The sequence below is a fragment of the Trichococcus flocculiformis genome, from assembly GCF_900113645.1.
GTDB lineage: Bacteria > Bacillota > Bacilli > Lactobacillales > Aerococcaceae > Trichococcus > Trichococcus flocculiformis.
Genome location: NZ_FOQC01000022.1, coordinates 15,618 through 37,170 on the forward strand (window position 1 = coordinate 15,618; position 21,553 = coordinate 37,170).

The window sequence follows — 21,553 nt, forward strand, 5'->3', positions numbered from 1 at the left end:
GGATGTTGCTTGCTTTTTGCACTGATATTTACTTGTTCCTGTTAACTGTTTTGGAGAATATTCTGGATCGCCCGCAGATCTTTGGCATCGCTCAACGCCATCACGTTTTCGATATCCGAGCAGAAAAAAGCGATGTCCTGCAAAGCTTCCAATTGTTTTTCCTTCAATGCCACCACAAATAGGATAGTCGCGATTTGCGGCTCCTTGCTACTGCCGAAGTTGACGCCGTCGGGCACCTGAATCAAGCAGATACCTTCTTTTTCAATATAGGGCTGTCCCTCGCCATCCCCGTGAGGCAAGGCGACAAAATTGCCGACATAGACACTCACTTTACGTTGGCGCGCCAGCATCGAATCGATGTAAGGCGGCGACACCAATCCTTGCCCCACCAGGAATTCACCGGCGGCAACGATTGCGGCTTCGGCGTTGTTGTAGGTTTGGTCCAACAATATATGCTCATCTTTGATTGTAATCATACGGATTCCTCAATTCTTTACTTCTTGACTTCTTCGATCAGGAGCGCCGACAACAATTGGTAGATGATTGCTTCATTACCGGAATTGAAAATCTCCATCCCTAAATCGTTCATGATGATCGCTCCACTGATTTTCCCCAGCATCTTAGCGACATTCTCTTCGATCGGATCGGGCGCCAGCATGACCAGCATCCGCGTCAAAGTCATCAGTTCTTTGTCCATGCCGATTATTTCCAGGGGTGTCTGCAGATCAAAGACACAGAAACAAGGCTGAAGAACCGCGGCATGCGAGGCGTGGAACAAAGCAAAATGGGTGTTTGGAATCCCGATCGGCGCTTGCTGATAGCGGTTCATCAATTTATCCCGGACTTTTACCGGGTCCGCAATGATTTCAGTTGAAATATTTTCCACTGCCAAAGCGACGGTTTCGGAAATGCTGGCGCTGTTTTCCAGCGTCTTGACGAAGAAGTATTTCAGCAACTGGTTGATTTCATCGATAAATGTCATGACTTCCTGATAGTCATCATTGTCGGGCAGACTGGACTTCGCCATGGCTTGAACATGCCGCGTCGTATGATCGATTGCGCGGAACGCTTCTTTGAGTTGCTTGATCTCGTCCTCCAGGAGCAACGGGGAAATCAATAAGTATTTCCCGCTGTACCCCGGCAACAAGGAAGTGGAGATGGTCAAGTCAAACTTCTCTTCCAAATTCAGTTTTCCGAGGTCGGCTATCCGGAAAAAGACGATTTCATTGATGAAAGGAAAATGTTTCCGCAAACGCATTTCCAGCATCCGCGTAGAGGCCAAGCCGCTCGGGGAAATGCCGGCAATATCCACCGCGATGACTTTCGGGCTGCGTTCGAGGGAATTGGCGAAATGCAGCACCATATAGGCAATCTCCTCTTCCGAAAATTCCTGTTGCGGGAACACCTTCGGCAAGGCTTTGCGGATCGCACCCGCAACTTCCGAGTATTGCCCCATGATCCGCTCCAGGATGGGATTGTTCAGGCTCCCTTGATTCAGGATGGCGCGGCTCAACGCCGCGGAAAGATGCGTCAAAAGCATTTTATAAAGATTGCTGTCTTCAAAGAAATTGACTTCGGCATCCTGACTGACGTTCTCGATCAATTGCTTCACCTGGTACGCCAAACGCGGATCGAAGCTTTCGTTAAAAAAATCATTATCCAAGTCACTGAAGAAATCGCCCAACAGATTAGCGAAGAAAACGACTTCGCTGACCGCATACAATTGCTTCGTATGGGCTGCGATTTTAGCAAAAATCTGCTTCGACAGATCCAAAAGTTCCTTGTTGATTTGTCCCGCATAGGACTCTTCCACCAGTTGGCGGCCTCGCGGGACGCGATCCATGGAAATCGTCAGCATCAAAATCAAAAACTCCAGCTTCCGATCACTCAAGTCGGAAAAGCGGGGCTCGACGATTTCTCGCACTAATTTTTGAGCAAAAAGCAGCTGCTCCTGATTGACGAATTGCATAAAGAAACTTTCTTTATCTTCCAATTCAGAAAAGTGAAAGAAGTGGTACTCATTGATCTCGATTCCCAGAATATTGGCCAACAGAAGTCGGCGATACTTTTCGCTGCCTACCAGTTCATAGCCGCGGTTTCTCGCGATCGTTAAGGGCAGACGCGCCAAACGTAGCTCCAACTGTTTGATATCGGCAAAAAACGTGGTGTTGCTGATCAAGTATTCGTCCAAAAACGTCTGCATGCTGATTGGCTCGTCACTGTTCAACAGCTGCAGCAAAATGGCATGCTGGCGCTCCGTGGCGGATAATTCGGAAGGTTCATCCTCAGACACAATGGAAAGGATTTTTGCTTTTGCGGCATCCTCCGCAAGCAAGCGAAAGCGGCCCCGGCTTTCTTTCTCCAGCTTTGCGCCGATGGATTCCAAAGAAAGCTCGAGATTTGCCAACTCACGGTAGACCGTTCGCTTGCTGACTTTCAGCAGGCTCATCAAGCGTTCCACGGTAACCGGTGAGGCGGAATGCAGCAATTCTTTTAGAATGAGGGTCTCTCTAGGAGTTAGAAACATCTGACAAATCTCCCCTTAATAGTTTCTCGTATTTATTCGTTGCGATAAGATGTTCGACGACCAGCAACGGCCCCTTTGGTAGCTCGTTCTCAGCAGCAAAGGCCTCCGTGACGATATACAAATTATGTTGGTCCGCAATCAACTGTTCCAATGGCTGCTTTTCGACATCAACTCCGATATTTTGCTTTTCCGCCAGATTCCGAAACGCTTGTACGGCCATCGTCTGTGAACCACGCACGCCATCCGCGTACAAAAAGATGACTTTCTGGTACGGCAGTTTTTTTCCAATTGCTTCCGGAATCATTTCATTTTCTTGTTCATCAGTCAGCATCGTGATAACTTTCGTGTACTCTTCCTGGTCCAAAAAATTTCCGATTGTAACAAGTTGTGCGTGTGGGGCTTGGATTTCGGCCAAGTGCTTCAACTCATTTTGGGTAATGAGCAAAAGATGGGGATCATCGTTCACGCGATAAATCGACGTGTAGTCCACCGGGATCGAAATCCCGCTCGCTTGCAATTGCTGGCGCATCAGGCTGGCTCCCATCGCACTTGAACCCATTCCTGCATCGCATGCGAATAAAATTGTCCGGATTTCTGTCACTTTCGTCACCTTTTCTGAAATTTCTTTTTTTGTCTGGTCTTTCCTGATCACGAGGGCAGCGATTATAAAACTTACCAGTGTGCTTCCTGCAATGCCACTCGCAACCCCCAGTAACATCTCTTGCGGTGCATTCGCCAAAATCACCACGATCGATCCCGGCGAAGCCGGAACTTTCAGTCCCACTTGAAACATTTCGAAAATCAAAGTGCCACTCATCCCGCCCAAAATGACGGCTGCAAACAGCAGCGGATTCAACAAAACAAACGGGAAGTAAATCTCGTGGATCCCGCCGAACAGATGGATCATGAAAGCACCACTGGCTGTGGCCTTCAGTTCCTTTCGGCTGAACAGGATGAACGCCAACAAAACCCCCAGACCCGGTCCGGGATTGGTCTCGATCAAGAACAAAATCGAGGTCCCCGCATCCCCTGCCTGTTCAATCCCCAGCGGCGTAAGGATGCCATGGTTGAGCGTATTGTTCAAGAACAATACCTTCAACGGTTCTATAAAAAGATTCGTGAACAACAGCAGATTCCGCTGGATCAGCCAGCCTACAAACAATCCGATCTGATTCGTGATGCCCGCAATGATTGGGCCGATAAATACAAGGCTCAAATAGCCGAACAGCATGCCTAGGATTCCCGCCGAAAAATTACGGACAAGCATTTCATAACCTGGCTTTACTTTAGGCAACACATATTTGTCGAACAGAAACACAATCCAGCCGATCAACGGGCCGATGACCATGGCCCCCAGTATTTGCGGATCTTCTGATTCCGTGAGCATTCCGATCACTGCGACAGCCGCCACTACTCCGGCGCGATTTTCGATTAATCGTCCCCCGGTATAAGCGATCAGCACAGGGAAGAGAAACTGAATCATGAGGCGATCCATTTCAAGAAAAGAGCTTTGGAGCGGTCCCCGAAGATATTGGATTAGTGTGGTAATGATTCCCCACGTGATGAAGACACTCACGTTCGGCATGATCATTCCGCTGAGATAATGACCGACCCGCCTTGTTTTCGGTAATTCGAAAAGATCTGCTTGCACATAGAATCGTTTTGGTTTTATCATGATTGCACCTACCTATCATTAACCTGTCGATTTCGTTACGCATTGGTTTCGCTTACATTATAACCATAAACTTATGATTGTGTATATTTGCAATCATTGTTCTGAAGGATGGCTTCAAACCACTCATGGGAGCTATACTTCACCACTGATCACTAAACAAAAAATGCCGTGGAACACCACCTCTGCAGTGTTCCACGACCATAAAATCATTTACAGGCTCTATCTCTTAGATGCCGATTTCGGCTTTTACGACATTTACGATGCGCATAACGTAGTCATGGCATTTTTCATCCGTTTCAGCTTCAGCCATAACGCGCAACAACGGTTCTGTTCCGCTTGGGCGCACCAAAATGCGTCCTTTGCCTGCCATTTCGGATTCAACTTCTTCGATGACAGCTTTCACAGCCGGAATCTCCATTACGCCGTCTTTTTCGGAAACGCGTACGTTCACCAATTCTTGTGGGTAAAGCGTCACTTCATCAGCTAATTCAGAAAGTTTTTTACCGGTCTGTTTCATGACGTTCAACAATTGAATACCCGTCAAAAGACCATCCCCAGTCGTGTTCATATCCAGGAAGACAACGTGTCCGGATTGCTCGCCGCCCAAATTGTAACCATTTTTGCGCATCTCTTCCACAACATAACGGTCGCCGACTTGCGTCTTCAAGGCCGTCATGCCTTCAGCTTCCACAGCCAAATGGAAACCCAGGTTGCTCATGACTGTCGAGACGATTGTGTTTTGATTCAATTTGTTGCGCTCTTTCAAATATTTACCGCAGATGAACATGATGCGGTCGCCGTCGATAATGCGTCCATTCTCATCTACAGCGATACAGCGATCGGCGTCGCCATCAAATGCCAAGCCGACATCCGCTTTTTTCTCAACGACAAATTTACCCAGGACATCCGGATGAGTCGAACCGACGCCTTTGTTGATGTTGATGCCGTCCGGATTTGCACCCATTGTATAAAAGTCTGTTTCCAAATCCGCGAACAGACGGTTGACGACAGGCGAAGCTGCCCCGTTTGCCGCATCCAAGCAGACTGTGATGCCGGAAAGATCATCCGGAATGGTCGTCTGCAGGTATTGTGCGTATTTCAGGACGCCTTCCGGATATTCATCCACCGTGCCCAATCCGTCTGCGGAAGGTCTCGGCAAATCATCTCCTTCTTGGTCCAAATAGGCTTCGATCTCGTATTCCTGTTCGTCCGACAGTTTGAAGCCATCTGATCCGAAGAATTTAATACCGTTATCGCCTGCAGGATTATGCGAAGCAGAGATCATGACCCCTGCAACGGCACCTTGAATGCGTGTCAGGTAAGCCACGCCCGGTGTCGGGATAACTCCCAATTGCAATACTTCGATACCGACTGACAACAAGCCGGAAACCAATGCGTATTCCAACAATTGACCGGAAATTCTCGTATCACGCGCAACCAACACAAGCGGATGTGCGATATCTTTAGCGTGCTGTCTTAGAACATATCCTCCAAAACGGCCTAATTTGAAAGCTAATTCCGGCGTCAATTCGCTGTTCGCAACGCCTCTGACACCGTCTGTTCCAAAATATTTACCCATTACTTATAATCTCCTTTAGATTTTTCATTTATTTTCTTTGCATGGATTCGTTTGATTTTTAATTTATGAACTACTATCCGACTGATCCTCTTCGCTTTTCGGATTATCTGAAGTCAAAGATGCGACAGCACTGCTTTCGTCGGCGGAAGAGGAGGACTCTCCTTCATCAGCGGTCGTCTCCGAATCAGCTGGGGTCTCGGCAGCATTCGACACACGGATGTTTACCTTGATTGTTGTCGGTGTAGCCGTCAACGTGTCATTCACTACCGGAATCGTGAGTGTTTGGGTGGTGTTGCTCTCTACGCCTGTGACACTGACCGGCAGAAATACCTCATCAATATCAGCAAGAATAGACTTATCGCCCGTCAAGGTCACACTGGCTTCTCCATCTACGTCAATCGTATAGACTTTACCTTCAAGCGGAACCCCGATCTGTTGGATGACCAACGGAACTTTTTTCCCGTACAGTGAAATCGGAATGCGGACGGAAATTTCCTGCGGATCGACGGAAACATTCAACTTATTCCCACTTGCATCCACTACTTGTACTACAGTATTCATATTCACGGTGTTTGTCAAGCCATTTTCAGCTGCGACTGTCACATAAACACTATCCACACGGCTGATGGTCGAAGCCGGACCAGTCAACGTTACAGTATCCACACTCAGTTCCGGAACGCCTGCCAAATATTTAGGATCTACCAAAGATTCATCGAAGCGGACTTCCACCGGGCTCTCGATGGCAACCCGCTCTTCAATGACGACATTCACTCGTGATGGCGTAATCGCATAATCGATTTCATTCGATAGATTCTCGGCCGTCAATTGAATCGTATGCGTCCCTGGCCCCAATTCATCCAGATTCTCCGTCACGATGCGGTAATCCGCGGCCGAAATCGTCTGCACGAGCACGCTCTCCGGCCCATTCAATGTCAAAACCACCGTTTCCGGCAATCCTGAAATAAAATATTCATCTGTATCGATATTCACCTGGATCGGGACATTCGAAATGGTTTCCCGCTTGCTGGTGCTGATGGAACTATTGCTGGTGCTCGTGGACCAGCCGTAGTTTTCTGAGTAGACATAGGTGAACAACAATAAGGAGATCAAGAAAGACAGGCCTCTGACGACCCACTTGTTTTCCAGAAACTTATCATCCTGCTGTTTTCTCATTCAGAACCACCCCATTTCGTATTGTCAAAGAAATCTTGTATGAAATTGGTAGTTTTTTCTTCCTCTTCCTCCACAACGAGTTGGTCTGTCAGATAGGCGACAAAATCATCTCGGCTCATTTCGCGCAGCAGGCTTGTCTTATGGGCTATACTGACACCACCTGTTTCTTCCGAAACGATGATGGTGATGGCATCACTAACTTCACCAAGTCCGATTGCGGCACGATGCCTTGTTCCCAACTCTTTCGGAATGAAAGAACTCTCCGACAAGGGCAGATAACTGGCTGCGGTTGCGATTTTGTAATCCTGAATAATGACTGCTCCGTCATGAAGAGGCGTATTGGGAATAAAAATATTGATGAGCAGCTGATTAGTCACTTCCCCACCGATTCTTATCCCCGTGGCAGCGTACTCGTCCAACAGGTCCTGCTGCTCGATGGAGATCAAAGCTCCAATTTTTCGCTTTGCCATGTATTGGACCGCTTTATCCAGTTCCATCACCAAACGTTCGCTCATATTGACCGACCGTTTGGCTTTCTTTCTGAATCCTGTTTTTCCCAGATGCTCCAAACCTCTTCTGATTTCCGGCTGAAATACGATAATGACCGCCACAACACCCCACTGGATGACGCGATTCATGATCCAATCTATAGTCTGCAACTGAAGCGTGACCGCAGCCAGTTTGATCAGCACAATAATCCCGATTCCTTTCAGCAATTGAATGGAACGTGTACCTTTTAAAATCATGATCAACTTGTAGACCAGATACCATACCAACAGGATATCCACTATATCAAAGGCATTGCTCCAAGTGATCACTTCTCCCCAATCGATTGACACATGCGCACCTCCACGTTCAAAGTTATATCTTCAATTATATCACAAATAATCCGACCGAATGACATTGATTCCTTGAGAAAGCGCTTCAGTAGCGTTACAATGGAAACAGATGGGCAATCGATCACAGCTGAAGCATATCGTTTGCAAATCCGGCCCACTTTGCTATACTTAGTTTATAGTTATTACAATAAGATAATTAATTTAAATTAGGAGGAATTCAAATGAGTATCGATTTTAAGGATCACGGCAAAAAACCTTATGTAGTGAACATCGAGGATGCAACCCTGCAGAACGAGAATTACCGCACCACGATCTGGACCGGCGAAAAATTACAGGTGACGGTGATGACAATCCAACCGAACGATGACATCGGATTGGAAGTCCACCATGGCATCGACCAATTCATCCGCATCGAAGAAGGCGACGGCGTGTGCGTGATGGGCGACTCAGAGGACGATCTGTACTTCAAACAGAAAGTTTCCGACGATGACGCTGTCTTTGTCCCTGCCGACAAATGGCACAACATCACCAACACAGGCGACAAACCACTCAAGCTGTATACGATTTATGCAGGCCCTGACCATGTGCCCGGAACCGTCCACCCGACCCATGAAGATGCAAAAAACGACCCGAACGAACATTAATGAGGAAAAGCGGAACGGGACTGTCTCAAAAATTGAGGCAGTCCCGTTCTTTTTGGTTTGATGGCATGATTGTATAGTTTGGGGATTGCATTCATAGCGTACTTCCCCGTCAAAATGGTTTTGACGGGGAATCTCGTGTTGTCCGCGAACGTTTTTCCCCGCCAAGGAGGCTTTGGCGGGTTTTCCGACTGTGATTTGAATTGATTTTCCCCGCCAACAAGGGTTTGACGGGTTATTTCTGAGCGTGAATTCAATTCCCAAATGAAATAAAAGGGGCCTATCAAACCAGAACGTACTTTTCTGGTTTGATACAGCCCCTTTATTATTCACAAGAATCAATCAATCAATTTCGCTAATTGCTCTTCAGGCAAGTAGAACGATACTTTGCCGCATTTTGGACAAACTGCCGCTTCCAAAGCCGCTTTTGTGTGTCCGTTCAATGTTTTTTCCTTCGCCAATTCAACAAGATAAACCCCTTGCGAATACAAACCTAGCCCTTCAATCAAATCGACGTTACAATCTGTGCATTTAGCCATGTATTTCCCCTGCTTTCTCTTCGATAATTGTCTATTTTTTTGAAACATACGCCTCATCCATCATATCATGTTTTTCTGATGAAACATTTTTCCAAATTATGAACTTTTATCTCAAGAGCGGGAAAGCCGATCAGATCGCCCTAGGAGGTTTGCTGGAGTGGATTATTCCGTTACTTCTGTCACATCGACGCCATAGTATTTTTCAGACAAGGCTTTGATTGTACCGTCAGCAAGCAAGTTCTGTAATTCTTCACCAAACGCTTTACGCAATTTTTCGCCTGCTTCATCTTTAGCAAAGGGAAACGCGACTTAACCTTTCAGTGTATCTTCTTGCGGGCCTTCATGCGTATCGTATTGACGGATTTCGATCCCTAAACCTGTTTCGGCAAAAAAAAACGGCAATAAGAAAGAGGCTAGGCAACCCGCCCAACCTCTTCCTTATTGCCGCTGTGGAATCACAATGTGCCGATCATCCAGATTTTTATCCTGCAGCAATTGGTTCGTGTATTTCTTAAGAAAATTATCACTGTTTTGTTGAATGATTTGATAGCCGGCATGGCTGGTCCATTCTCCCAGAGAACGCTCATCCTCGACGTAATCCTCCCCGGAAAAAAAGCGGACATTCATCTTTCCGACATAATCCATGACAGCTTCTTCATAGATCTCTTCATGCCACTGTTCTTCGAACATCATCTGCAAAGCCAGATTCTCGCCATCGCGCTTGAACAAGTCATGGGAAGTCTGCGTGTAGGCAAGCAATTCAGGCGCTTCAACCCCTGTAACTTCCGCCCAACCTTCAATGTCCAAGGTTTTGCGCTGATAAGCTAATTCTTCATTTGTTAATGTAATTTCTCCGATCGCGTTGGGGAATATCGAAAGTGCTCCGGTTACGACTTCATAGAAAGGAGCCTCCCGATCCGTCGCCTCGGAAATATCTTGTGCATGGATGTGCCCCGCAAAGCTCGTTTGGACGCCTTTTCCGGCAAAATAGTCGGTTGCATCTTCCGCATTTTCCAAAATAAACCCTCCGCCTAATCTGCCGGTATGGTTCAGCAGCGGATGATGCCCGACCAGCTGGATCGTCTGCAGGTGCTCTTCCTGCAGCGCAAAATATTCATCCAACCAGGCGTATGTCTCTTCCTTGATTCTTCCCTCCGTTTTCGGGGCTTTTGTGCTCTTCGTTTCGCTGTATATATTGGTGTCGATCATCAAAAAAGGAAATCCCGCTTTCGGCTCCATCACATAGCTCAAGGACTCCGGGTCTTTGCTGATGGCGAGATCATAGCCATAGTCCGCAAAAATTTGTTGGAAGTCCTCTGGTGTTGCTTGCTCAACGACAGCCATTTCTTCGCCTTCGAATTTCCGGGCCCAGCCGCTGTGGATATCGTGGTTTCCGGGTATCACACTGACCTGCGTCCCATTTTTTTCGATTCTTTCAAAAAATGCAGCAAGCTCCACCAGGCTTTGGTATTCACCGTTGAAGGTCAAATCACCACTGACGATCAACAGATCCGGCTGTTCTTTCGCTGCTTCCCACACAAGCGCCTCCATCATATCCGGGACGTGCTCCAAGTCTTTACCGGCAGAAGTTGCTTTCATTCGGGCAAACGCTTCGCCGTCATCGAACAGATCCGGGGAGAGGTAGTGGGTATCCGTCACTATCCAAATCTTTAAATTTTCGTCTTTCCCAACTAAAGGCGCGATCGGCTGCACCGCGCGTTCCTCGCCTTTTTGATTGTTCAAACCAAACAGAAAAAGACCCGTCAGCAATACAGTCAATGCCCTGAATATTCTTTTCATCAATTTCTGGCTCCTTGTGGATCATTTGGACTCATTATAGTTGTTCTGTTTGCTGCTTGTCGAATTATTTGCTATCAAAAAAGAAGCGTCCCGGAAATCATTGGTATGATTCCGGAACGCTTCTTCGTTTTTATGACTGGGCTAGCTGGATTCGAACCAACGAATGACAGAGTCAAAGTCTGTTGCCTTACCGCTTGGCGATAGCCCAATGGTGGAGGGAGGCAGATTCGAACTGCCGAACCCGAAGGAGCGGATTTACAGTCCGCCGCGTTTAGCCACTTCGCTATCCCTCCGCGCGCTTTCCTTAAAAAGCTGACCAACATATAATATAACAGCAGCCATCGATTTTCAAGAGGTTCTTTTCAATTTTTAATATATTTTAATGCAGTCGCAACGCTTTAAAAGCATAAGCGATTAAGCTTACAGGTTCCCCGAACGGAAAATGGAAATCAGCAACCAGATGCTGAACAAGCCTGCAATCACAAAGCCCGCTTGCCCCAGGAATTGCCCTCCCGGTGTACCGGACATGACGGCTGATGACAGCAGCAATCCGGCAACAATCAAAGAGATGACGACACGATTGGACATCTTTTTGACGTCCTTCCACTTATCATCCAGCTGATCGACATCGATCCGCAACGTGGTCCTGCCGCTTGCCGTTTGCTTCAGAAGAGCCAGCAGGCTGCTTGGGATTTCACTGCTGTCCTTGATGAAAGCATAGCCCCTCAACGCCAACTTTTCAGCAGAAAATTTCTGCATCAGCGTCGTCAGCGTAAAACTTTCCTTCAGATAGTCTTTCGCGATCGAAATCAGGTTCAATTCAGGAGAAATTTCCAGAAAAACACCTTCCAGTATCGACAAAGACTTCGCGAGGATCGTCAGATCGCTCGGAATGGCGATGTTATGCCGTTTGAACATTCTGATGAAATCGGTGATGAACGTCCCAAGGTTCACATTCAGCATATTGTTCGAAAGATACATGTCGAACAACATCTCGACATCGGCATACAGATTGCGTTTATCGACCCGTCCTTTCGGTGTCCCCAATTCTAGACAGACTTTCACCATCCGATCCAGATCTTTCGAGGCCAATCCCTGGAGAATATCATTCAGCGATTTTTTTGTGGTCTCCGATAGATCTCCCATAATACCGAAATCGATGAAATAGATTTTGCCTTCTTTGATAATCAGGTTTCCTGGATGGGGATCTCCGTGGAAAAAGCCGTCGTGGAAAACTTGTTTCAGATAGGCCAGCATCAATTTGCGGCTGATATCATCCAAATCATAGCCCAACAAGTCCAACTGTTCCCGATTGGTGATTTTGGTGCCTTCGATGTACTCTTCCACCAATACCCTGCGCGTCGTAAGCCCTGGATAAACCTTCGGAACGCCGATGCAAGCGATAGTGGCATTGAGGTCCCTAAAGCGCTGCAACAATTGGGCTTCGTTGCGGAAATCCAGTTCGATCAAAGTGTTCGCTTTCACCTGCTCCAAAGCTTCTTTCGGATCGACCACCTCAACCAGTTCCTTCGGGATCTTTCCGCTGAGCCGGATCAGGATGTCCAAATCGCGGATCAAGAGATCATCGATGATCGGGCGCTGCACTTTCACGACCACTTCTTCCCCCGTCCGGAGAACCGCCCGATGGACCTGCGCAATCGACGCGCTGGCGAGCGGTTTTTCATCGATGGACAGGAAGGCTTCGCCTAATGACAGTTTGGTTTCTTCCATAAAGATGCGTTCGACTTCCGCAAACGGAAACTCCGGCGCTTTATCCTGCAGATGCGCCAGCTCTTCAACGAAGGCCTGCGGGAGAATATCGATGCGAGTGGAAAGGATTTGGCCGATTTTGATGAAACTCGGCCCCAGTTTCTCGAAAGCAAGGCGAAGGTTCTCCGGATCTTGATCTTTTCGGCTTGGCTTCACCTGGTTGTGGTAAAGGAATTGCAGCCCGTAAGAGGACAGGATCCGGACTATTTCATGCAACCGTTCGTCTCTTGCCATCCTGACCCCTCCTTCAACTTTTGCGATTGCTTATTTGCTCAACAATTGATCAAGCTTGGCGTTGATCGCGTCCATTTTGGCTTCCAACGCCTCCACATCCTCTTTTTTGGCGAACGGCAGATTATCGAGTTCCGCTTTCGTCGCCGGCACGATGCCGGATGCTTTCCGGGTCAACTCCGTCTGCAGTTCTTTGCCTTCCTGGACCGTAACGCGCCCTTTTTCGACCATCTCATTGATCAGCTTTTCAGCCTTCTCGATCGAAGTGGAGGTCATGCCGACACCTGCTAAGAAAATCTTCTTTAATTCATCCATTGTACTCGCTCCTTTGATTGTTGGAATGGGAAAATCCGAAAAATCTTAGTGCTCATGGGAATGTTCATGCTCCGAATGATTGTGTTCGTCTTCTTTGTTGTTGCGGCGGATGCTGAATTGTTCCGGCACCGGATCGTAGCCGCCTTTGACAAAAGGATGACATCTGAGAATGCGTGAGATGCCCATTATACTGCCCTTAATTGCGCCATGTTTTTGGATGGCTTGGACCGAATAATTCGAGCAGGTCGGATAGTACCGGCAACTCGGCGGAAACAGTGGCGATATAAATCTCTGGTAACCACGTATCAAACCTATAAAAATTTTTTTCATGGCGGCTTCCTTTCTGGCTCTATACTGCTATTTTACCCTTTTTCTCCCTAAAATAAAATAATTGCGCATCATAATAAAAGGACTTCCGCTGCCGCTATTTTTTTTTGGAACAATTTGGTAGAATACCTATATATCGGCGCTTGCCGAAATGCAAACACAAAAGAGGTTGAGCCTTCATGAATACACAAAAAAATAAAACGTACCGCATCGCCATTCTTGGCATTCTGTCCGCATTCATCATCGTCCAGACATTCGTTCCCTTCCTGGGCAACATTCCGATTCCGCCACTGAATCCGACCATCATCCACATCACCGTCATCGTGGCCGCTTTCGTCCTGAGCACGAAGGACGGCATGCTTGTCGGGCTCGTCTGGGGCTTGGCGCGCATGGTCAAGGCCTACACACTGCCGGCTTCCCCATTGGATCTGCTGCTCTGGACCAATCCGGTCATCGCAGTCGTTCCGCGCGTCATGGTCGGGCTTGTGGCAGGACTTGTTTTCCATACTTTCCTGAAACGCAAACAGGAAAAAGTCGGGATGGTCACCGCTGCCGTTTTGGGATCCTTGACCAACACAGTGCTTGTATTGGGATTCATCGCCCTTTTCTATGGCAATGAATACGCCACAGCCCTGAATGTCGATCCTTCCAACCTGTTGAAAGTGCTGGCTGGCATCGTTGCAACCAACGGAATCGGCGAAGCCGTCGCAGCCGGATTGATCGCCCCATTCATCGCCACGGCATTGATGAAGGTCAGAAGAAAATAAGCAAAAAAACGATAAGCCTCCGTGGCTCATCGTTTTTATTTTGGATTTTATTGCAATACCGGCTGGATGGCTAGCCACCCTTTGATGAATGTCGGCATATTCAGGAACACCCATGTCACAAGCGATGCCCCGCCGATGCCGTAGAAGTACAGGGTGATCGGTTTGAACAGGAGGAAGATGGCCATGAAACGTTTCATTGACATTTCCGTCAGACCGGCGACCATGCAAAGGAAATCATCCGGGAAGCCGGGGAGAGCAAAAGCTGAAGCCATCAGCCATTCGAAACGTTTGCCTTTCGTCAGCCAACCATAGTATTTTCTGTATGTTTCTTCCGAAACGAATGCTCTAACGAATGTCTTCCCGTATTTGCGGGCGAGGATGAAATTGATGCTCGAACCGATCAGCACACCGATAAAGCTGTATATGAACCCCCAAAGCGGACCGAACACGAGCGGCGCCACTACGACCGTCACTCCGCCCGGAATGATGGGGTAGACAACCTGGATAATTTGGATCAGCAAGAAAGTGAGAGGAGCATAGATACCCATTCCATCCAACAACGCTTTAAAACTGCCTTCAGCTTCAAAGAAGCCTGTCCGATAGATCCAAATGCCTAAGATGAGTGTCGCGACTGTTCCCACTACCGTCAAAAACTGGACGATTTTGCGGTTCAATGTAATCCCTTGATGGGTGGTGTTCTCCAATTCCACTTCTTCACCTCTTATTCTTTTTTTCGCTGCTCCTATTTCCGATTATACCTGACGAAAATAAACTTTCTGTGAATTTACCTTATCGGTTCCGTGAAGCTCAAAATTTGATAGCGCTTCCCTTTTTGTGTGTCTCCACTATAACGCAAACGCCCGATGTATGCCTCGGACAAAAGTCGGATTTTCTTAACCGATTATAAACACTTACCGGTATTTTGTCCATAAAAAGAAAGTTAAGATTTTATAAGCATTAAAAATAAGGACATCTTGTGCTAAAAGGCGCCTCCGGCTGGAAAAATACCGGCAGCTGTGATACTTTCAGTGTATAGAAACTTTAATAAGATAGGTGATTTATGGCAACTACATTTTCAAAGAACATCCGATCGACTTTGGCCAGTTCTTTCATAAACAGTTTGATCTATTCCTGCACGATTCCTTTTCTGGTCATCTATCTGGCCGGCGTCTTCAATCAACAACTGACTGGCTTGCTCGTCATGACAAATGTGGTCGTATGCTTCTTGGCCGGCATCATCGGCGGTTATCTTGCCGATAATTTCCAAAGAAAACAAATCCTGTATATTTTCCAGAGCCTGTACGGAGGATCCCTATTATTGATCGCCTTCAGATTTTCAGGCTTGCTTTCGGCAGATGGTTGGTTGATTCTCGGTTACCTTGTCTGCGGCATTTCCTTCAATCTGTATTCGCCGGCATACGATGCCGTACTGATGGACTGCACTACCATCGAAAATAGGAAACAAGCCTACCAATGGCAATATTGGACCTTCAATTTGTCGATGGCTCTGGGTTTTTCACTTGGCGGCTTCCTGTTTCAGCACTACCTTTTCCAGCTCTTCCTGGTGGCCGGGATAGCGCAATTGGCAATGGCCTTATTGTTTCAGAGTCAGTTGGACTACACGAACGCCACCACGAAGAAACGCCATAGTAACAGGCTAAAAGATCTATTATCGAACTACCGGATCGCCGCGAAAGATACACGATGGCTCTTTTTGATTCTGGGTATGGCGTTGTTCAATACGGCCGAGTTCTCGCTGAAGACCTACACCGCTGTCCGGCTTTCAAAAGAGTTCGAAACGCTGACACTCTTCACGGTTCCGATCGACGGCGTCCGGATGCTCAGTCTGCTGCAGGTCCTCAACACATTGCTTGTTGTTGGCTTCACTTTCTTGGTATCGCGCTTCACTGATAAGCGATCCGAAAAGGCGACCATTCTTTACGGTCTTGTGATCTATGTCGTCAGCTATGGATTGATTGCTGTCATGAACAACATCTACGTTCTGATTCCGTTGATGATTTTGGCGACCATCGGCGAACTGGCTTCCGCCCCGAACATCAATGCCCGCAAAGTCGATCTCGTGCCGGAAGATAAGCAAGCTTCCTATTTGGCCTTCAGCTCCCTATCTTACCAAGGTGCTGACCTGTTGGCGGCTTTTGCATTGACGCTCAGCGGATACATCTCGGCTGGGTTCATTGCCGGTTACATCATCATTTTAGGCTTGATCGGAACGTCGCTCACCGTCAGCAGTCTTTATGGGCGCAACAATAAAGACATATGAATTAGCCACCTTCCATACATTCAGTGGTGCCGTACAGCATAAAGAAGAGGAACTCGAGCTCGCTCGAGTTCCTCTTCTTTATTTTTCTTCGTCGCAGACGATTCCCAGAATGCGCTGCTGCCTCTCCTCGATATTTTGCCGGTCCAATCTTTCCGTGAAGTTAGGACTCGTCAGATTGGACAAATAATTGCTGTAATCCTTTATATAGCTCAATTTCTTCGGATGAGCCGCATAAGCGACAGTCAGCAACGAATCAAACAGGGCCACTACTCCGGAAATATCCGTCTTCATGTAGTGGATCAGCTGCCAATAGCTTTCATATAGGTCTTTGGAGAAATTATTGAAGTCATAAAACACGCAGCCGCTGTAACGTAATGCTTCCTCGTCGAAGTCCTTCTTTTCCTCTCCCATCAAAACGAATCTTCCAGGTAGACGGGCAAACTTGGCATCCAACAAGGCCTTGTAATGCAGGATGTGAATCGCCGTGTTCGGATCGTTGATTCCCGGCGAAACTGCCCGCAGCGCAATCTCAATCAATTTTTTACGGGCAAAATTCGGATCGAACATCGTGGAGGGTTCCGTTTCGTAAGTCAAGCTACGGTTCAGCACTTCCTGCAGCCGCGGCTCATCCTCCAATTTCCGGTTCGTGTAAAAAATGGCCAACGGTTCATTGCCGGAAAGAAATTCCCCAATCCTGAAGCGCAATACCGTAATCCCCTCAAATTCTGTACTCAGCTCCACCAAACGATCGAAGTTGATATATTCCACATAACCATTCCTATCAGCATGGACCGTGTACTGATGCAAAGTCTCTAATTGGGGAAGATGGTCAAATACCGGTTTCTCCTGAAAGTACGCGATCGTCTCATCGACTATCGTATCCGCCTCTTTGTAAATTTTAATCACCAGTTTTTCCAACTGCACAGACGTTGCGACATTATAGACGAACTTTATGAAGTAGACGACACAGGCGAGGGCATAGACGAGGGCGACCGTCGCGGAAATGACCAGTTGTTCATTTTCCGAACTGCGCATAAAGAACAAGGACGAGAGACAGTAAATGAATCCCCCCAGAAAAATGCCCAACGTCTGCATGGAGGTCTTGTGCAAAAGAAAATTTTCGACTGTACGCGGGCTGAAGTTGGAGGAGTAGAAGGAAATGACGGACAGCATCGTAGCAAACGTAAAGGTGGCCACCGAGAAAAGCGACCCCGCCAATAGGCTCAGTATCGATTTGGCCAAGTTGACGCTCGTCAGCAAAAAAGCCGGAAAATAATCAAGCGCCGTGACCAATCGCGTATCGAGCAGAATGACCGCGATGGCCAGCACGAACGCAAAGAGAACACTGCCGCCCAAAGTCATCCACATGCGCTTTTCTTCAAAAGTTAATCGGAATGCCTGCAGCACATCCCTCACCCCTTTCAGTAAAAATCCTGCTCGTTTTATTTCTTTCATCATACCATATGCCCCTTCCATTGAAAAAAATATGGTATGCAAAGAAGGATACCCTTCCGCAAAAAGTACATAAACATTTCAGGCGCTTCCATTGAATGATATGATGGACCTATCAAAAAAATGGAGGAAGTCATATGGTCCATATCCTGTTATGCTGCGGCGGCGGATTTTCATCCAGCGCGCTGGCAGCAAAAGTAAAAAAAGACATCCAGCAATACCAGTTGGAAGACCAATTTGAAATCGAATTCTCTCCGTTCATGATCGCCCAAGAAAAAATGGACCGATTCGATATCGTCGTCTGTTGCCCGCACCTGACTTACGACGTCAAAAAGATGGTCCAAAACGCCAGTCCGGATAAACCCATCTACATCCTGCCGCCGCGCATGTATGGACTGATCGATATCCGTGAATTGTCGACCGATGTCCTGGATGTACTCGAAATGTACGGCCGGAGCCCAATCAACCCCGTCCATTTCCCGGGTGAAGAAAACGTCATGCGCGTAACCCGATCCGTGGCCTACCGGCGCAACAAAGTGCTCCAAAAAGAAGCGAAAAAAGCCACTTCATTATAGTGGCTTTGTATTTTCTAGTTCATCCCGCCATGGCGCCGATGAAAATCTTCGACACCCAGTTGGCAGGCTGATTTGTCCCCTATCATCCGGAACATTTCAAAATAGACATCATTGTCAAACGTATCCGTATCGATCGGCTCAATCCCGATCCTATTCCCGGCCCAACTACCGTTACTCTCGGCTTGCTCTTCCGCTTGCGCCAGAACAAAATAGGGCATCAAATTTTTCGTGCGCTTGAACAACCGACGATCAATAGTCATGAATAGGTGCGAGTCATAATTGATCAGCACGTATTGGTTGATGAACTCCCCCCACTGTTTCTTCCAGCGGATAACTTCGGATGGATCAATCGAGACAACATCTATCCCCGCTTCTTTCCGGCTCCGGCGCAATAATTTTTTCTTGTATCCTGCATAGAACGCATACTCCTCTTCCTTCAACAAGTAATCTCTCACTTCTTTGGAATCGACAACCAAAGTGATCCTGTCGCCTTTCCATTCGTCCATCAACAATTGGAACACCACATATTGAAAAGGATTGCCCAACTGCGGATGCGTTGCAGCTATCCCTGTGATCGTGCTATCCCCTGCCCAAGTCAGTCGGGCCGGTTCCATGATTTTTTTCTTGTCCATGTTAACCAGTAAATGATGCTGCTCGCTTTTTTCCAAATTTGCTGCCTCCTTCACGAATGCCGTTCACTCAATAGATACGCATTCAGGGGGTAAATTCTTTTTCAACAAGTACGTTATTCTTTTCAGTTAAAAATGGACAAAAAAAAAGATACATCAAAGGTAATGGAGACCTTGATATATCTGTGTTCATACTATTATGCCGGCTGCAGGATTTGAACCTGTGACCTCCGCGTTACGAGTGCGATGCTCTACCAACTGAGCTAAGCCGGCCTTGCAGTAGGTTCACTCAAAAAGTGAGCCACAACACAATAAATTATAAATAAATTTTGCTGGTTTGTAAAGAGGGCAATTTCATCAAATTGAAATTACCCTCTCTGCATACCTTCAGAAATAGCTTAGCTTAGATCCAGGACAACTCAACAACAACAGTCTTCAGTAAGAATTTTAATCTTGAGCAGGCTTATTCCGCAGCTCATGGATACGTTGCAGATCATATGGTGTTTCCTGATAAACAAAATAATTCAGCCAATTTACGAAAAGGATATTGGCATGACCGCGCCAACGTACTACCGGACGCTTGCTCGGATTGTCATCAGGATAATAGTTGATCGGGATATTGATGGGGCGCTCCAGAGCAACGTCACGCTTGAATTCCTTATCAAGCGTATCAAAATCGTATTCAGCATGACCCGTCACAAAAACGAAACGGTTGTCTCTGCTGCGGACAATGCTTACCCCTGCCTCTTCGGATGTCGCAAGGATTTCAAGCGCACTGCAAGACTCTATATCTGCTTTGCGCACATCTGTATGGCGGGAATGCGGCATATAAAATTCATCATCAAAACCGCGGAGCAGCATCGTTCGGCTATCGGTGATCGTGTGCTTGAACACACCAAACAGTTTTTCATTCAGAGGGTACTTTCCGATATTATAGTGATGGTACAGACCCGCTTGAGCTCCCCAACAGATATGCATCGTTGAAAAAACATGACTTGCCGACCATTCCATGATGGACACAAGTTCCGGCCAGTATTCCACCTCTTCAAAAGCAAGATTCTCAACAGGTGCCCCTGTGATGATCATCCCATCAAAATATTGATCTTTGATATCCGAAAAAGTCTTGTAGAAATAGTCCAAGTATTCTTCCGAAACATGCTTGGAATCATAGCTTTCCATCCGCAGCAAGGTCACTTCCACCTGCAGGGATGTGTTCGAAAGTAAACGGATGAACTGCGTTTCTGTCGCTTGTTTTGTCGGCATCAGATTCACGATGATGATTTTTAACGGACGGATATCCTGCGTGACGGCCCTCAGCTCGTCCATGACGAAAATATTCTCTTTGGCCAACTCTTTGATGGCGGGCAAATCCTTCGATACTTTGATCGGCATATTTTCCACTCCTTTTTATTAACCGGTCCATTCAACAACTCTATTATGCACAAAGAAGCTCCCATCACCACAGTCTTACGACCATGGGACGAAAGCTTCGCGTTACCACCCATTTTTATAAGGACTTCACAATCCTCACCTCAAAAAGTACGTAAAGTGATTGCATGATCGCTCATCCTTTATATACTCTGCAGAATATCGCCTGCGTACGTAATCTGGCTGATTATTCACCCGATTAAAGGCTCCAAGACCATCTTCACTTTGTTCCGATACGCTCCCTTTCACCAACACAGGAGCTCTCTTTACGTACTTCCCAAAGTTACTCTTCTTATCATTGCCCATTCTATTGTCAGATTCGAATTATATTAATATAATTAAATTATCATTATTCCTTAATCTTGTCAATAGGTAAAACCGATCATCATTGAACCTTTCCACCAAATAAAAAATAGCAGGCCGGAACTACTTCCCCTAATTCCGGCCCGCTACTCTCATCTATATTTAAAATAAGAGAGAACAGTATTAAAATTCTGCCTTGATATCGGCATATTTTTCGCGTTTGCGATCGAACATCGCTACGACATAGGAGCAACGCGGAACAATTTTTTTGCCTTCCTCCCGCATCTCTTCGACAAGGCGATCCAGTAACATTTCAGCGATGCCTTGTCCTCTCAGAGACGAATCCACATAAGTATGGTTGGCTATAACTTTATCTTCACCGTAAGGTGCATAAGTAATTTCAGCTATCATACGTTCGTTCTCATCATTCAAAGCGAAGCCGTTTTTAGTCTTAACAAAATCTACCATATTTTTAATCCCTCACCTTCTGACAATTACTCTTGAATATAGTTTAGCACGGTTCCACAATTTTATATACTAAGTCGACTTAATCCGAATAATCCTAAAGCTGAGAAAAGCTGAACGGGTTCGTTCAGCCCTGAAAGAAATTTAGGAAATCTGTCCACGCAACGTTCCCTACGGTCACCTTGTACTGGGGCTCTAAGGGATGAATCCCTAAGAGTCCCATGCAACTGAGCATCG

Annotated in this window: 20 protein-coding genes and 3 tRNA genes; 4 read left to right on the forward strand and 19 right to left on the reverse strand. The window is 46.8% G+C overall.

Going from position 1 to position 21,553, the window contains the following annotated elements:
* Positions 1-41: 41 nt before the first annotated feature.
* From BMZ71_RS08680 to cdaA, 6 genes are all read right to left on the reverse strand, one after another.
* Positions 42-476: a PTS mannitol transporter subunit IIA gene (locus tag BMZ71_RS08680; protein ID WP_086989511.1), complete on the reverse strand. Its 435-nt coding sequence runs from the start codon at positions 474-476 to the stop codon at positions 42-44.
* A gap of 17 nt (positions 477-493) precedes the next feature.
* Positions 494-2,527, reverse strand: a complete 2,034-nt coding sequence (locus tag BMZ71_RS08685) for a BglG family transcription antiterminator (RefSeq protein WP_086989510.1) — start codon at positions 2,525-2,527, stop codon at positions 494-496.
* A complete protein-coding gene (locus BMZ71_RS08690; RefSeq protein WP_086989509.1) occupies positions 2,511-4,202 on the reverse strand; it encodes a PTS transporter subunit EIIC in 1,692 nt (563 codons plus the stop codon). The genes BMZ71_RS08685 and BMZ71_RS08690 overlap by 17 nt, the downstream gene beginning before the upstream one ends.
* Before the next feature lie 226 nt (positions 4,203-4,428).
* Positions 4,429-5,781, reverse strand: coding sequence for a phosphoglucosamine mutase (glmM, locus tag BMZ71_RS08695; protein ID WP_086989508.1), 1,353 nt, complete (start codon positions 5,779-5,781; stop codon positions 4,429-4,431).
* A gap of 63 nt (positions 5,782-5,844) precedes the next feature.
* Positions 5,845-6,954: a CdaR family protein gene (locus BMZ71_RS08700; RefSeq protein ID WP_086989507.1), complete on the reverse strand. Its 1,110-nt coding sequence runs from the start codon at positions 6,952-6,954 to the stop codon at positions 5,845-5,847.
* Entirely contained in the window at positions 6,951-7,793 is an 843-nt protein-coding gene (gene cdaA / locus BMZ71_RS08705; RefSeq protein WP_086989506.1) for a diadenylate cyclase CdaA, read from the reverse strand. Before cdaA ends, BMZ71_RS08700 begins: the two co-directional genes overlap by 4 nt.
* 221 nt (positions 7,794-8,014) lie before the next feature.
* Here cdaA and BMZ71_RS08710 point away from each other — a divergent pair, with 221 nt between their 5' ends.
* Entirely contained in the window at positions 8,015-8,437 is a 423-nt protein-coding gene (locus BMZ71_RS08710) for a cupin domain-containing protein (protein ID WP_086989505.1), read from the forward strand.
* 335 nt (positions 8,438-8,772) lie between these two features.
* Here BMZ71_RS08710 and BMZ71_RS08715 read toward each other — a convergent pair whose 3' ends face one another.
* The 7 genes from BMZ71_RS08715 to yidD all read right to left on the reverse strand — a co-directional run bounded on the left by BMZ71_RS08715 (position 8,773) and on the right by yidD (position 13,419).
* Positions 8,773-8,973 (reverse strand): hypothetical protein, encoded by a 201-nt coding sequence (locus BMZ71_RS08715; RefSeq protein ID WP_086989504.1) that lies wholly within the window; start codon positions 8,971-8,973, stop codon positions 8,773-8,775.
* A gap of 438 nt (positions 8,974-9,411) precedes the next feature.
* On the reverse strand, positions 9,412-10,773 hold the full coding sequence (locus BMZ71_RS08720; RefSeq protein WP_086989503.1) for a metallophosphoesterase: 1,362 nt from the start codon (positions 10,771-10,773) through the stop codon (positions 9,412-9,414).
* 136 nt (positions 10,774-10,909) lie between these two features.
* Positions 10,910-10,981: transfer RNA gene (locus BMZ71_RS08725), tRNA-Gln, on the reverse strand.
* 1 nt (position 10,982) lies between these two features.
* A tRNA-Tyr gene (locus BMZ71_RS08730) sits at positions 10,983-11,066 on the reverse strand.
* A gap of 127 nt (positions 11,067-11,193) precedes the next feature.
* Positions 11,194-12,777, reverse strand: a complete 1,584-nt coding sequence (locus BMZ71_RS08735) for an ABC1 kinase family protein (protein ID WP_086989502.1) — start codon at positions 12,775-12,777, stop codon at positions 11,194-11,196.
* 30 nt (positions 12,778-12,807) lie between these two features.
* Complete coding sequence (locus BMZ71_RS08740) at positions 12,808-13,089, reverse strand: phasin family protein (RefSeq protein ID WP_068561291.1); 282 nt, start codon at positions 13,087-13,089, stop codon at positions 12,808-12,810.
* A gap of 45 nt (positions 13,090-13,134) precedes the next feature.
* Positions 13,135-13,419, reverse strand: coding sequence for a membrane protein insertion efficiency factor YidD (yidD, locus tag BMZ71_RS08745; RefSeq protein ID WP_086989501.1), 285 nt, complete (start codon positions 13,417-13,419; stop codon positions 13,135-13,137).
* Between the two features lie 176 nt (positions 13,420-13,595).
* On the opposite strand from yidD, the gene BMZ71_RS08750 reads away from it, so the two are divergent.
* Positions 13,596-14,183 carry an ECF transporter S component gene (locus BMZ71_RS08750; RefSeq protein WP_086989500.1) on the forward strand — a complete coding sequence of 196 codons (588 nt, stop codon included), beginning with the start codon at positions 13,596-13,598 and terminating at the stop codon, positions 14,181-14,183.
* Positions 14,184-14,230: 47 nt separating this feature from the next.
* Here BMZ71_RS08750 and BMZ71_RS08755 read toward each other — a convergent pair whose 3' ends face one another.
* Positions 14,231-14,893, reverse strand: coding sequence for a TVP38/TMEM64 family protein (locus tag BMZ71_RS08755; RefSeq protein WP_245734409.1), 663 nt, complete (start codon positions 14,891-14,893; stop codon positions 14,231-14,233).
* Between the two features lie 350 nt (positions 14,894-15,243).
* Between BMZ71_RS08755 and BMZ71_RS08760 the strand changes: the two genes are divergently transcribed.
* Positions 15,244-16,464: an MFS transporter gene (locus BMZ71_RS08760; RefSeq protein WP_086989499.1), complete on the forward strand. Its 1,221-nt coding sequence runs from the start codon at positions 15,244-15,246 to the stop codon at positions 16,462-16,464.
* 78 nt (positions 16,465-16,542) lie between these two features.
* Here BMZ71_RS08760 and BMZ71_RS08765 read toward each other — a convergent pair whose 3' ends face one another.
* A complete protein-coding gene (locus BMZ71_RS08765) occupies positions 16,543-17,922 on the reverse strand; it encodes a DUF2254 domain-containing protein (RefSeq protein ID WP_177187561.1) in 1,380 nt (459 codons plus the stop codon).
* Between the two features lie 131 nt (positions 17,923-18,053).
* Between BMZ71_RS08765 and BMZ71_RS08770 the strand changes: the two genes are divergently transcribed.
* Positions 18,054-18,491 (forward strand): PTS sugar transporter subunit IIB, encoded by a 438-nt coding sequence (locus tag BMZ71_RS08770; RefSeq protein WP_086989497.1) that lies wholly within the window; start codon positions 18,054-18,056, stop codon positions 18,489-18,491.
* Positions 18,492-18,505: 14 nt separating this feature from the next.
* Here the strand turns inward: BMZ71_RS08770 and BMZ71_RS08775 are convergent, their stop codons facing one another.
* The 4 genes from BMZ71_RS08775 to BMZ71_RS08790 form a co-directional block, all read right to left on the reverse strand.
* Complete coding sequence (locus BMZ71_RS08775) at positions 18,506-19,159, reverse strand: hypothetical protein (protein WP_086989496.1); 654 nt, start codon at positions 19,157-19,159, stop codon at positions 18,506-18,508.
* A gap of 161 nt (positions 19,160-19,320) precedes the next feature.
* A tRNA-Thr gene (locus BMZ71_RS08780) sits at positions 19,321-19,393 on the reverse strand.
* A 174-nt stretch (positions 19,394-19,567) separates the two neighbouring features.
* Positions 19,568-20,512: a homoserine O-acetyltransferase MetA gene (gene metA, locus BMZ71_RS08785; protein ID WP_068562661.1), complete on the reverse strand. Its 945-nt coding sequence runs from the start codon at positions 20,510-20,512 to the stop codon at positions 19,568-19,570.
* Positions 20,513-21,034: 522 nt separating this feature from the next.
* Positions 21,035-21,319 carry a GNAT family N-acetyltransferase gene (locus BMZ71_RS08790; protein ID WP_068562662.1) on the reverse strand — a complete coding sequence of 95 codons (285 nt, stop codon included), beginning with the start codon at positions 21,317-21,319 and terminating at the stop codon, positions 21,035-21,037.
* Positions 21,320-21,553 lie beyond the last annotated feature (234 nt).

Coding starts and splice junctions, on each gene's coding strand:
- BMZ71_RS08680 (WP_086989511.1), bottom strand. CDS start 476: ATGATTACAATCAAAGATGAGCATATATTGTTGGACCAAACCTACAAC.
- BMZ71_RS08685 (WP_086989510.1), bottom strand. CDS start 2,527: ATGTTTCTAACTCCTAGAGAGACCCTCATTCTAAAAGAATTGCTGCAT.
- BMZ71_RS08690 (WP_086989509.1), bottom strand. CDS start 4,202: ATGATAAAACCAAAACGATTCTATGTGCAAGCAGATCTTTTCGAATTA.
- glmM (WP_086989508.1), bottom strand. CDS start 5,781: ATGGGTAAATATTTTGGAACAGACGGTGTCAGAGGCGTTGCGAACAGC.
- BMZ71_RS08700 (WP_086989507.1), bottom strand. CDS start 6,954: ATGAGAAAACAGCAGGATGATAAGTTTCTGGAAAACAAGTGGGTCGTC.
- BMZ71_RS08710 (WP_086989505.1), top strand. CDS start 8,015: ATGAGTATCGATTTTAAGGATCACGGCAAAAAACCTTATGTAGTGAAC.
- BMZ71_RS08715 (WP_086989504.1), bottom strand. CDS start 8,973: ATGGCTAAATGCACAGATTGTAACGTCGATTTGATTGAAGGGCTAGGT.
- BMZ71_RS08720 (WP_086989503.1), bottom strand. CDS start 10,773: ATGAAAAGAATATTCAGGGCATTGACTGTATTGCTGACGGGTCTTTTT.
- BMZ71_RS08735 (WP_086989502.1), bottom strand. CDS start 12,777: ATGGCAAGAGACGAACGGTTGCATGAAATAGTCCGGATCCTGTCCTCT.
- BMZ71_RS08740 (WP_068561291.1), bottom strand. CDS start 13,089: ATGGATGAATTAAAGAAGATTTTCTTAGCAGGTGTCGGCATGACCTCC.
- yidD (WP_086989501.1), bottom strand. CDS start 13,419: ATGAAAAAAATTTTTATAGGTTTGATACGTGGTTACCAGAGATTTATA.
- BMZ71_RS08750 (WP_086989500.1), top strand. CDS start 13,596: ATGAATACACAAAAAAATAAAACGTACCGCATCGCCATTCTTGGCATT.
- BMZ71_RS08760 (WP_086989499.1), top strand. CDS start 15,244: ATGGCAACTACATTTTCAAAGAACATCCGATCGACTTTGGCCAGTTCT.
- BMZ71_RS08765 (WP_177187561.1), bottom strand. CDS start 17,922: ATGATGAAAGAAATAAAACGAGCAGGATTTTTACTGAAAGGGGTGAGG.
- BMZ71_RS08770 (WP_086989497.1), top strand. CDS start 18,054: ATGGTCCATATCCTGTTATGCTGCGGCGGCGGATTTTCATCCAGCGCG.
- metA (WP_068562661.1), bottom strand. CDS start 20,512: ATGCCGATCAAAGTATCGAAGGATTTGCCCGCCATCAAAGAGTTGGCC.
- BMZ71_RS08790 (WP_068562662.1), bottom strand. CDS start 21,319: ATGGTAGATTTTGTTAAGACTAAAAACGGCTTCGCTTTGAATGATGAG.